The sequence below is a fragment of the Flavivirga aquimarina genome, from assembly GCF_030540835.1.
Taxonomy (GTDB): Bacteria; Bacteroidota; Bacteroidia; order Flavobacteriales; family Flavobacteriaceae; genus Flavivirga; species Flavivirga aquimarina.
This window is the reverse complement of the sequence record NZ_JAUOEK010000178.1, coordinates 75,323-85,840: the sequence shown is the minus strand read 5'-3', so window position 1 is coordinate 85,840 and position 10,518 is coordinate 75,323. Positions and strand designations below refer to the sequence as shown.

Annotated in this window: 5 protein-coding genes; 1 reads left to right on the top strand and 4 read right to left on the bottom strand. The window is 32.3% G+C overall.

Annotated features, from left to right (window positions below; all coding sequences use genetic code 11):
* Nucleotides 1-211: 211 nt before the first annotated feature.
* Both Q4Q35_RS19275 and Q4Q35_RS19270 read right to left on the bottom strand, forming a co-directional pair.
* Entirely contained in the window at nucleotides 212-922 is a 711-nt protein-coding gene (locus Q4Q35_RS19275) for a LytR/AlgR family response regulator transcription factor (protein ID WP_303279663.1), read from the bottom strand.
* 85 nt (nucleotides 923-1,007) lie between these two features.
* Nucleotides 1,008-2,081: a sensor histidine kinase gene (locus Q4Q35_RS19270; protein ID WP_303279662.1), complete on the bottom strand. Its 1,074-nt coding sequence runs from the start codon at nucleotides 2,079-2,081 to the stop codon at nucleotides 1,008-1,010.
* Between the two features lie 139 nt (nucleotides 2,082-2,220).
* On the opposite strand from Q4Q35_RS19270, the gene Q4Q35_RS19265 reads away from it, so the two are divergent.
* On the top strand, nucleotides 2,221-4,476 hold the full coding sequence (locus tag Q4Q35_RS19265; RefSeq protein ID WP_303279661.1) for a GH92 family glycosyl hydrolase: 2,256 nt from the start codon (nucleotides 2,221-2,223) through the stop codon (nucleotides 4,474-4,476).
* A 218-nt stretch (nucleotides 4,477-4,694) separates the two neighbouring features.
* Here Q4Q35_RS19265 and Q4Q35_RS19260 read toward each other — a convergent pair whose 3' ends face one another.
* Nucleotides 4,695-6,395, bottom strand: coding sequence for a RagB/SusD family nutrient uptake outer membrane protein (locus Q4Q35_RS19260; protein ID WP_303279660.1), 1,701 nt, complete (start codon nucleotides 6,393-6,395; stop codon nucleotides 4,695-4,697).
* Between the two features lie 21 nt (nucleotides 6,396-6,416).
* Nucleotides 6,417-9,707 (bottom strand): SusC/RagA family TonB-linked outer membrane protein, encoded by a 3,291-nt coding sequence (locus Q4Q35_RS19255; protein ID WP_303279659.1) that lies wholly within the window; start codon nucleotides 9,705-9,707, stop codon nucleotides 6,417-6,419.
* Between the last annotated feature and the right edge of the window lie 811 nt (nucleotides 9,708-10,518).

Here is a 10,518-nt window from a genome sequence, read left to right as displayed (position 1 = left end):
ATCTAATATGTCACGTTGAGCGCAGTCGAAACGCTTTAAAGGTAATAACTAACAAGTCCTTCGACTGCGCTCAGGAGGACAATGGAACTATCATTTCGACTACGTCATTGCTTACGCTAGTTAAATTTTAACACGGGTCTCGAAGTAACATATTGAACTCTTAAAAGAAGATTCACGTTAATTAAGATTATTAATAAGGTGATTTAAGGTCTTATATAGAAGAATTTAAGATTTTTTGTTTTACTTCTTCAATATACGATCTGCCAATAACATATCTAAGACCTTCAATTTCTACACTATTACCTTCAACAGCATCTATTTTGTCTATAGCAATGGTATAAGACCTGTGTATTCTTATAAAATCTTTACTAGGCAATAAATTTGTGAAATCAGACAGGGTACTGTGTATAATATATTTACCAGTAGTTGTGTTAATTTTTAGGTAATCCTTTAACGATTCTACCGTTAATATCTCATCTAAAAAAATCTTTTTCATTTTCTTTTTATCAATTTTAATAAAAAGATAAGGACGATCTTTAGTCGTATCACTAACAACTTTATTGTTTTCCAACCTTCTGTTTATCTTATTTAAAGCTTTCATAAACCTTGGGAACTCTATAGGTTTAATTAAGTAATCTAAGACATCTAACTCATAAGTTTCTAAAGCAAATTCATCATAAGCACTAGTAATAATTAACAAAGGAGGATCTTCTAAGCTTTTTATAAAATTTATACCGTCAAGCACGGGCATGTTAATATCTAAAAATATAACATTTACAGTATTGCTTTTTAAAAAATTTAAAGCATCAATAGCATTATTAAATGTTTCGGAAATTTCGAAATCATCTATCTGTAGCAAGTAGTTTTTAATAACATTAATTGCTAAAGGCTCATCATCAATAATAAGGCACTTTACTTTCATCTGTATTAAATTTATTATTTACATTGGTCAGATGTAATTTGTTATCAAATATCTTAATTGGTAGTTAGGGCTTTTATGGATTATGTCATGATACTTTAATTTTAAGTTTCACCACAAATAAATTATTTTTGTTTCCAATAGTTAGTTTATAGTCATTTTCTTTATATCCTAAAGCTAGTCGTTTCTTTACATTTTCAAGGCCAATACCACTTGAATGGTTAAAAGATTCTTTATGTTCTGTTAACTTGGGCATAGGATTAGAGATTGTAAAATAAAGAAAATCTTTTTTAATTATTAAATTAATATTAATTTTTACTTCCCCTATATTTTTATAAGCGCCATGCTTAAAAGCATTTTCTACAAACGATAATAATAAAATAGGGGCTATATGTTTATCCTGTATATCCCCAGATATGTACATGTTTACCTCTAAATTCTCGTTATGTCGAATACGTTCTAAATCCAAATAATTTTGAATACAAAGTATTTCATTCTCTAAAGACTGTTGTTTGTTCTTTGTTTCATAAAGTAGATAGCGCATTAATTCTGATAGCATTAGAATTATTTTGGGTGTCTTTTTAGATTTTTCTACCGCTAAAGAATAAATATTATTAAGCGTGTTAAAAAAGAAATGAGGTGAAATTTGGGTTTTTAAAAACAAGAGCTCAGTTTCTAGTTGTACTTTTTCTAAATCGGCTACTCTTTTATGCTCTTTTAAAAAATCTAAAGTTATTTTAATAGCGGTAGCAAACGTAATAACATAAAGCTCACCAATCATCATTTCAATCGCATAGTTAAGAGTTATATTACTGATAGGTTTTGGACCTTCAGGCCAGACATCGGTACTAACTAGATAGTAGGTCAAATTAAATTTAACAAGAACCATCAAAAATATGGCAGATAATATTAAAAATATATACGATATGTACTTTTTCTTAAAAGCTAATTTTGGCATTAAAACATAGATGTTTAAATAACATAAAATCATATGTATTGGAAACCCTAATAAATTAGTTCTTAAAGAGTATAAGTAAGGTAGTTCTTTAACCTCGCTAAAATAGCTTCCCCATCTAAAAAAATTAAAAAGAAAATATACAGACCAAAAAATGATATGATGAATAAGTGATACTTTATAGAGTTGTCTGGAGTTAAAATTCATTTTTTAAGAATGATTTGTAGTGTGTATTTTTTGATGTTTAGCTTATATTATGTTGCCCGTCTAAATTACTTTATTACTTTTAATACTGGTTAAATTTATGAATTTTTATATATTATATATTAAACAGTATAATCATTTTATGAGAAATATTACTCTATTTTTTCTAATAATAATTTCAACGACTAGTTGCAAAAAAAATATCGAGAAAAAGCACCAAAGTGAAGAACGATTAATAAAACATGTAAATCCATTTATTGGTACTGGTGGTCACGGTCATACGTATCCAGGGGCAACAGTTCCTTTTGGAATGGTCCAGGTTAGCCCTGTAAATGGTATTAGCAGTTGGGATTGGTGTTCTGGGTATCATTATTCCGATTCTATAGCAGTAGGGTTTAGCCATTTAAGCTTGAGTGGAACCGGTATTGGCGACTTAGCCGATGTGTTATTTATGCCAGTAAATAAAGACCTAGACTTATCTGAGATGCCTACCTCCCGCGATTCACTTCCTTATAAATCATCCTATAGCCATACTAATGAAAAAGCAAGTCCAGGATATTATCAAGTATTTCTTGAAGATCATGAAGTAAATGTAGAGCTAACAACAACATTGCGCACGGCGTTTCATAAATATACCTATGCAGAAAACGATACACAATCTGTCGTTATAGATTTAGGTTTTGCTATTAATTGGGATAAAGCGACAAATACAGCTTTAAAAATAGAAGATGATTATACAATAAGTGGTTATCGTTTTAGTAAAGGATGGGCAAAAAACCAAAAGGTGTTTTTTGTTGCAAAGTTTTCTAAACCAATAATTAAATATAATATAGTTACAGATAAAAAAGCGATTAAAGAAAATAAGGGTCAAGGTGTAAAAGCTGCTGCACAATTGTTTTTTAATGCCAATGCAGGTAATGAATTACTTACAAAAGTAGCATTATCCTCAGTAAGTATAGATAATGCAAAAGATAATTTAGATAGTGGAGTTTTTAATTTTAACACAGTAAAAGAACAAGCAGAAAATACTTGGAATGATGCTTTGTCTAAAATTAAGATTGAAACTTCTGTAGACTCACTAAAAACCATTTTTTACACAGCCATGTATCATGCACAATTGGCACCTGTAACCTATAGTGATAAAAACGGACAGTATAGAAAAGAGAATGATAGTATCGTTACAGCTAACAATTATACTGCATATTCAACCTTATCACTTTGGGATACTTTTAGAGCAGAACATCCATTATTAACGTTAATAGCTCCAGATAAAGTTGCCGATATAATAAACACGATGCTTTCTTATTACGAAACAAAAAAAATACTTCCGGTTTGGACACTTTATGCGAATGAAACAAATACCATGACAGGCTATCATTCTATTCCTGTGATTGTTGAAGCATACCTAAAAGGAATTAAAGGCTTTAATGCCGAAAAAGCCTATCAAGCTATGAAAATCACCATGATGCAGGACGAACGTGGTTTAGGCCATTATAAAAAACATGGGTATATTCCTTATAATCTGTTAGACGAATCGGTTACTATTACATTAGAATATGCTTATGATGATTGGTGTGTGGCACAAATGGCTAAAGTTTTAGGGAAGGAAGCCGATTATAAATTCTTTTTAAACCGCTCTAAAGCATATCAGCATTTATTCGATGTCGAAACCGGTTTTATGAGAGGAAAGTCCGAAGATGGCACATCGTGGAACGAACCTTTTGATGCTAAATATTCCAATCATAGAGAACATACCGATTATACCGAAGGGAATGCGTGGCAACACAGTTGGTTTGTACCGCACGATGTTAAAGGTTTTATTTCCCTTCATGGAAGTAATGAAACGTTTACTAACCGTTTAGAACAGTTGTTTACCGAAAGTTCTGAAATTACCGGGAAAAATGTTTCAGCAGATATTTCCGGTTTAATTGGACAATATGCGCATGGTAACGAACCAAGCCACCATATAGCGTACTTATTTAACCATGCCAATAAACCATGGCGTACGCAGTATTGGTCGCGGTATATTTTAGATACGCAATACAACACAACACCAAATGGTTTAAGTGGAAATGAAGACTGCGGACAAATGAGTGCATGGTATGTATTAAGCTCTATGGGGCTATATCCTATGAACCCAGCGTCAACCGAATATGAAATTGGAAGCCCTCTTTATGAAAAAACAATCATTAACGTTTCAGATGGAAAAACCTTCGTCATTGAAGCTGAAAATGTTTCAGATAAAAATATTTATATACAATCAGCAACACTCAATGGTAGATTGTTCAATCAAACTATAATTTCTAATGCAACACTATTAAATGGAGGGACACTTCATTTTATTATGGGAGATACACCTAATAAAAATTGGGGGATTATTAAAAACGGAAACCAATAAATGCATTATAAAGATGCTTAATTTATTAGTGTAATAATACCTGATGTTGGTATTTGGGTTTCCAAAAGAGTTTCTAAAAGATTAAATTCTCATATCCTTAAGAGAAATAATAAGACATAAAAAAAGGGCTGTTCAAAATTTTCGAACAACCCTTAAAAACTAAAATAAACTAACTCAAAACTTAAACTTTATTTTTTTGCTATTAATTCTATATATTTTTACCATCCTGGATTTTGAGGTTCTAAGTTAGGGTTAAGTACCAATTCTTCCGAAGGTATTGCAAGTAAATAATCTCGATCTGGATCAAAACCATAACCACTTGCAAGATCTACAGAATATGGATCTAAGTAATCATTTGCATCAACTGCTAGGTTTTGTGCTACATTATATATTAAAGTCTCATAATAAGCTCCTTTTGGTCTTTTGCCTACAAAAAGGTTATGTGCTCTCCAACGCATTAAGTCGTCTAATCTAAAGCCTTCATTCATTAACTCGACCACTCTTTCTCTTCTTATTTCTTGAATAATAGGTGTTAAAGTGTGACCATAATCTGGCCAATTAGGGTCTGTAATAGGATTTAAGGTTAGATCAGGCATACCTGCTCTATCACGTAATTTGTTGATAGAAATGTCTAAATCACCTTGTGTTATAGTCCCTAATTCAGCTTTAGCTTCAGCATAGATAAGTAATGCTTCTCCATATCTCATAATAATTTTTGCAGTATTTCTGCTATAATCATTAGTAGAAGCATCTAATGTCGTAATTCTATATTTTTGAGACTCATACGCTCCCACACTTTCACCTACTGTTGGCTCTGTCCAATATGTCATTGAGCCATCAATATTAACAACAGTTACATCTCCAGGAACCATAAGTGTTTCTGCAAGCCTTGGATCTCTATTTGTTTCAATGTTCGCTAGCATAGTATCATCTGTGGGTAGAGCACTTTCAGATGTAGGTAAACCATCTATACATAAGTAACTGCGTATGGCATCTAATGAATAAGAAAAATTATTTGGCCAACTAAGTTGTGCATCATTACCAAAAGAATTTCCTAAACCAACAAAATCATATTCTTTCCAAAGAATAATTTCGCTATTAGTACTTAGGTTTGTTTGGTTGAATAAATCGCCATAGCTTGGATTTAGAGTTCTTGTCCCTCCATCTATAAGATCTTTAGCAGCATCGGCAGCTTGTTCTAAATAAGTAGTGCCCGTTGAGCCTGCTACGCCAAAAGCGGTCCCATTATGGTATTTTTCCCAGGTGCCTTCATAAAGTGCAATCGTTGCTTTTAACAATTGAGCAGCTTCTTTATTTACACGAGGAGCTACAAGCTCACTTTTGGGTTTAAGTAATGAAATTGCCTTATCTAGATCTGCAAGCATAAAATCAGCTACTTCATTACGTGGCGATCTAGCTCTATATAACGCGTCTGTATTTAAATTATCAAAATACTCTTCATAAATAGGTAAGTCACCATATTTTTTTAATAAATCATAATAAAAATAGGCTCTAAAGAAATAACCTTCGCCTGTAAATTGATTAATATCAGCCTCTAAACCTTCAGCTTTAGATACATTTGATACGAAGTAATTAACTTGTCTTACTTCATCCCAACTCCAAAGAGAATTAGTATTGCTGGTAGGGATGCCTTGAGTTCCATGTAATCTAGATGATATCCCCGTTCCCATTCCTAAATCTGTACCAACATCTGGCATTTGAGCACTACCAAAACCTACACCAGACCATCCTGGTAATTTATTATAAAAGGAGTTTGCATATAACTCTAAATCACTTGTTGTTTTCCAGAATTCTGGCTCAGATATTTCGTCTAGAGGTGTTCTCTCTAATAAATCATCGTCACACGACACTAATGAAAGTACCGAGCATATTGTTAGAAAATAAAATATTTTTTTCATAATCATATTATAAATTAAATTTTAAAATGAAATATTAATTCCTGTTGAAAAAACTTTTGACAAGGGGTAAGATGAACCACCACTAAACTCACCTGCAACTGATTCTGGATCATAAAACAAAAGATCAGATACTGTTAAAACATTTTCTCCTGTAACAAATATTCTAAATCTATCAATATTATACTTATCAGTTATTTTTTTAGAAATTGTATATCCAAGTTGTATTGTTTTTAATCTAGCATATGCACCATTTTGTATATAACGATCTACTTGTCTTGAGTAATTTCTGTTATTTTTACCATTATTCACAGCATAAGGTCTGGCAAAATAAGCATCTGTATTTGATCCTAAAGGACTTGAGGTATCTTCAGGTCTATAATAGTCTAAATGTTCAGCATATACATTAGAGTGGAATGGCCCCTGAGCCGGCCCTAAAAATTGTTTTTTATAAGCATTGGTTAGTGGTGCTATATCTCTTTTTCCTACACCTTGTACAAACATGCTAAAGTCAAGACCTTTCCAACTAGCACCAAGCGTAATTCCATATTGGTATCTAGGAGTGGTATTTCCTATTACAGTATAATCACCATGATCATCTACTGTTCCCGAACCATTGTTAATAACACCATCACCGTTTATATCGACGTATTTAGTATCTCCTTCACCAAATTGACTGTTATGCACCCATCTTTGATTTACAATAGACTCTCTATCCAAGGCTTCTTGGTCACTTGTAAACCAACCTTCCCAAGTTAATCCCCATACATCTCCAAGATCTCTCCCTGTGTAAAAGTCCGTTAGTAATTTTGTTTCATTAGGAAAATCTACTATGGTTTGTTTATAATCTGAGAGTGTAGCTCTAATGCTATACTTAAAATTACCTAATGTTTGTTGCCAATTTGCTTCGATTTCCCATCCTTGAGTTCGTGTAATACCGCCGTTTATAAAAGGAGATTCTGTTCCAAGTGTAGCAGGTAAAGATACGCCTGTAGTAGCCATGTCTTCAATATCTGAACGGTACCAATCAAAAGAAAAGCCTAATTTGTTATTTAATGCTAAAATATCGATACCAATGTCGGTAGTTTTAACGGTTTCCCATGTAAGGTTTATACTTGTTAGGTCTGGCACGTTAGCAGTATATTCTCTTTCTCCATTAAATAGATAAAAACCATTAGCAACTGGGATTCTAGGTACATATAAATAGTTAGCAACATTTAGATTTCCAAGAGAACCTTTAGTTGCGCGTAGCTTAAACATACTAATATCTTCAATTGGCCAGAAGTTTTCTTTTGCTACGTTATAGCCTAACTCAAAAGAAGGAAAACCAGCCCACCTGTTACCAGATTCAAACTTTGAGGAACCATCTCTACGGTAAGTTACCCTTGCTATATATTTTCCTTCATAATTATAACCAAACCTACCAAATACACTCTCTGTTGACCAATGAGAAATATCATCAGAAACTGTTTGTTCACCTACGGCAGCAGATATCGCTGTAACATTATCCGATAATAAACCATATGCATTTGCATTTAAGTTGTATACATTATATCGTTCACTTTGATACCCAGCGGTTACGTCAAAATTATGTCCTTTTATTGATTTACTGTAACTGGTATATAAATTTGGAGACCAATAATCATTGGTAGCTAATGTAGGAGTAACACGAGTTTGATCTCTTGAAATTTCGATTTTGGTATCACCATTTGGACGTAGTGATTCGTATTGTGAAGTAGAATAAACCGTTTTATTGTTATTTGTTCTATAGTTGTATTCTAAGTTAATAAGCCAATCTTTAAAAGGCTCTATAACAATTCTAGGCAGTAAAACTAATTGGTTTTTTGTGTTGACTTCACTGGAGTGCTGCCAAGCAGGATAATACGCATTAGGAAGCGGTTCTCCATAAATAGGGTCTACAGTAGGCATGGTAGGTTTTAGTTTTGATAATTGATCAAATACTCTACCTCTACCATAATTGGGATCCCAAGGGAACACGGCATCACTTCTTTGTAGTTTAGTTAAAAGTTCGAATGCTAACCATTCCGAAGGTTTTGCAGCTATTTTTGCATCTAAATTATATCTGTCAAAAGTGTTTTCTGCGACTTTAAATAAACCGTCTTCTGAGTAAGCCCCTGCCGATATGTAATAATTTAATTTTTCATCACCACCTCTAAAACTTAGGTTGTGTATAGATTTTACTGCAAAATCATTAAAAAGAAATTTTTTCCAATCGGTATTTCCACTAGCATAAAGGCCGCCACTACTTACATCCCAGTCTAGATCATTATTTTTAGTAATCAATGTTGGTGCGCTACCAGGCACAGCTATATTTTGTTCTATCCTATCAATAGCGTCTTCACTAAAAAAAACATTGTTACGACCCGTGTTATTAAAGCCTGCTTCATTCATTACAGTCGTATAAATCAATGCGTCAGTTTGATCGGGCCACTGCGTATAGGTAGAAAAGGAGAAGTTGTTAGAGTAGTTAACTTTCATACCGCCTTTCATATCTTTACCACTTTTAGTGGTTATTAGAATAGCACCAGCAGCAGCTCTAGAACCATAAATAGATGCAGAAGCGGCATCTTTTAGTACCGTAACAGTTTCAATGTCTTCTGGGTTAATGTCGTTTATATCCATCACCGCACCATCTATAAGTACCAAAGGCCCAGCATTTCCTATACCTGTAGTTCCATCATTATTGAGAGTACCAGTCATTAATCCTCTAATGTTGATATTTTGTGTAGCTCCTGGCTCACCACCATTAGCAGAGTTTGTAATTTGAAGTCCTGAAACAGCTCCTTGTAAGCCATTAGATACACTTGCAATAGCTCTGTTTTCAAAAGTTTCAGAGTCTATTTGTGCAACTGCAGACGTTACAGTTGCTTTTTTTCGTGTACCATAACCTACTACAACCACTTCTTCAAGGACAGATATATCTTCCTCTAAAGTTATGGCTATGCTATTTTGGTTAGCAGCAACTTCTTTAGTTATAAATCCAATATAAGATAATACTAATGTAGAATTTTGATTTTGTAAAGTTATTGAGAATGTACCGTCAAAATCTGTATAAACACCATTATTAGTGCCTTTTTCTAGAACATTAACACCTGGAATTGGTTGGCCGTTGGTATCTGTAACAGTACCACTAATTTGTTGTTGTAAATTATTATTAATATTTTCTGATGCTATTACGTTATTTGGCGAAAAACCAAAAGCTGTAGTAAAGCCCAAAAAAATAAAGATTCTCATAATGAGAATGGATAGCCTTCTTTTTAAGAATAAAAAGCTATTGTTTAATTTGATTTTCATAAAATGCGAGTTTAATTATTAGTGTAAATAAAAAAGAGGTTAGATCTTTTTTATGTTTTTTTTTAATCGAATCTGTTAAATATTTTATACTGTGGTTTTATATCATATTGTTTTGTTTTAGTTAGTGATTAATAAAAAAGAGTGATTTATAAAAGGTTATATTATAAGTGCTTAATAAGGTGTAATATTAAATATTGTGCTAATAAAGGTTAGGATTTTCTTTTTCTTGGAAACTAAAATTTCGACCAATAACTTCTACGCGTCGACAAAAACTATAAACAAGTAATTCCCATCTAATAGTTAAAGTTGTATTAATTTTAAGTTAATATTTGTTATATTATTTTCAATTGTAAGGCTGAATTTTGGGTTAAAATAAGCTTGAAATAGAGAGCGAAAAAGTCAAGATGAGTTCATTTACAATTGTATAAGAAGTATTTTGGTAATCAAAATAAATTTTAGCATTCAAAAAAAAGAATCCACAAATAAACAACCGATTCAGATTTTCGAGACTAATTACCATGATAAAACTAAAGCTAAAATTAAAATGATATTAAACAATAGCTTTTTTTTTCTTAAAACAGCAACTTGGGCATGATAAAGTAAATATTCAAATAGCATAATGTTATATGAATAGTAAAGCCAAATAAATTGGTTTTGAAGGAATACAAATAAACCCCAGTAGTAGCTTCCCATTTAAGCGTATTTACCAAGAAATAAATAACCCAGAAAAAGAGGTGATGTTCCCAAGTGATTTCACATATATTATTTGTACCAACATTTTTTTAATATATGCATTTTTTTTGGTGTTTAG